2 protein-coding genes are annotated in these 1,935 nt (G+C 40.1%); both read right to left on the reverse strand.

The features are described 5' to 3' along the window. Window positions 1-2: 2 nt before the first annotated feature. On the reverse strand, window positions 3-878 hold the full coding sequence (locus tag RH45_RS00765; RefSeq protein ID WP_008072650.1) for a hypothetical protein: 876 nt from the start codon (window positions 876-878) through the stop codon (window positions 3-5). Window positions 879-997: 119 nt separating this feature from the next. Further along, complete coding sequence (locus RH45_RS00770) at window positions 998-1,444, reverse strand: GNAT family N-acetyltransferase (protein ID WP_008072652.1); 447 nt, start codon at window positions 1,442-1,444, stop codon at window positions 998-1,000. Window positions 1,445-1,935 lie beyond the last annotated feature (491 nt).

The raw sequence follows: 1,935 nt of genomic DNA on the forward strand, positions 1-1,935 counted from the left end.
ACTCACTCTCGGACATGATACTTGTTATTTAGAAGAAATCGAGCGATTTCATGAGGGCTTATCCAGCTAATATAAAAAGTTAAGACTAGTTCATATATACTACGCAAAAGGTGTGCAGATTGAAGAAACAGACCATCCTGCAATAATAGCTTTATTGATCTCAATGATTCACCTAATCTTACAAGTACTGAGTACATTACATGATGGTAATGTATTTTGGGATTTAGCCTACTATGATGAAAACCTTTGAATTCTGACTTCACAGAGTTGACAATCTCTTCCATAAGCTCCACACACTCGACCATATTGCCTTCATTGGAGAACTTATCACTACTGAATATTGAGTAAAGCCCTTTGGGCTTAACACACACCATTCCATATATATAGTGTTTTATTTGCTCCCCAGATTTAAACCCTTTAATTTTGAAAGCGGACTCTTCAAGCTCCCCTATTTCCCCATGGATAATTACAGGAACTTTGTTTATTCCTAAAGCTTTATATGCATTGTAAGCATGGGCATCATCAGGGCATACGTAGTCAAAACTACACTTAGGATTTCTATTCACATATATATGTAATGAGGGTCTTATACCGCCTTGAATGGCATCTTTAGTTCTTTCAATACCCGAATCAATAACATCATCTGTATAAAAATCCCACTCATTGTCATCCCGTTTATAAAAACCACAGACAATCCTAGATAATGAAACTCTTGAAATATGTGAGTGCTTTTTCCCCAACCCAAAATCATTATATAACTTATGAAATATAGGGTCGTGCTCACCTTCATTTAGATAACGAACTTCTTCAGGATCACATTTTTTAGCTTCTAGGCATAGAACTAAAGATAGAGGATCATTTGGTAACTTTTTGTTCATTAAACATTATCTCAGTATTTGAAAGGGAACTTAACGCCGCATTAAGGTGTGAGCAACGCTTGGCTATACTTGAGCGAAGCGAAACCGCCAAGCGTTGCGAATCACTCTTAAATGCTTTGTTATGTGCGTACTAAAGACATTGGTACGAACCTAATTCCGTTGAACTCGGATTCTTCACCTGTTGCTACGAAACCATTACGATTGTAAAACTCAACAGCATTCACCGATGAACGCAGGCTAACTTCACGAGCATCTGTCTGGTTGAGCAAATGATTCAATAAAGCACGACCTAAACCTGATCCTTGCTGTGAATTTGCAACAAATAAATGTGTTAGATAATTCCCATCACGTAAAGCAGCAAAACCAAGGACTTCCCCACCTGATACGGCCTTAACAGATGAAAACTTCTCATGGTCAAAAGTTGTCACTAGGTCAGGTAAAACTCTGTCCTTATACTCTTGCTTTCCCTGTTCATTAAACAATGGAAGCACATCCTTGTCTGAGACCTCTGAAACAAGCCTTGTCACTGCCTCTAAGTCCGATTTTAGGACCTTCTGAATTTCCATATTCCCTCCGAGCACATAACGCCGCGTTAAGTAGTGAGCAACGCCAACCACCTAACCTAAACCATTGCACCGTAGACACTTAACCCAACGTAGAATACAAAATGCCAAGCGTTGGGAATCTGCCTTAAACGCTTTGTTATGCGAATTTGCACGCATAAGCCAATTTGGCCCAGTGCAGACTACCTGAAGCACGAAAAACCACAAACAAACCAAACACTTTTTGTGATTCAAGAAACAGCAGAGTCACTATGTTACAGCCAAAGTCCCGACAACCACGAAATGCGGCCTTTCAGCAACAATGTTGCTTTTAAACCACCTAACCTAGCGGCGCCGAACGTTTAACAAATACTGAGCACCGATAGACTTGCCCTTTCCACACTTTGAACCAAGCTAAACTTCCACGCACCGGCTCTGAAAGCCAATGAGGCAACCCGCGAATATTGGCATGTTTTACGGCCTAAGAGATTCATGGAATTGAGTCGATAATGCTA

The sequence above is a fragment of the Vibrio sinaloensis DSM 21326 genome, assembly GCF_000189275.1.
In the GTDB taxonomy this organism is placed as follows: Bacteria; Pseudomonadota; Gammaproteobacteria; order Enterobacterales; family Vibrionaceae; genus Vibrio; species Vibrio sinaloensis.

Coding starts and splice junctions, on each gene's coding strand:
- RH45_RS00765 (WP_008072650.1), bottom strand. CDS start 878: ATGAACAAAAAGTTACCAAATGATCCTCTATCTTTAGTTCTATGCCTA.
- RH45_RS00770 (WP_008072652.1), bottom strand. CDS start 1,444: ATGGAAATTCAGAAGGTCCTAAAATCGGACTTAGAGGCAGTGACAAGG.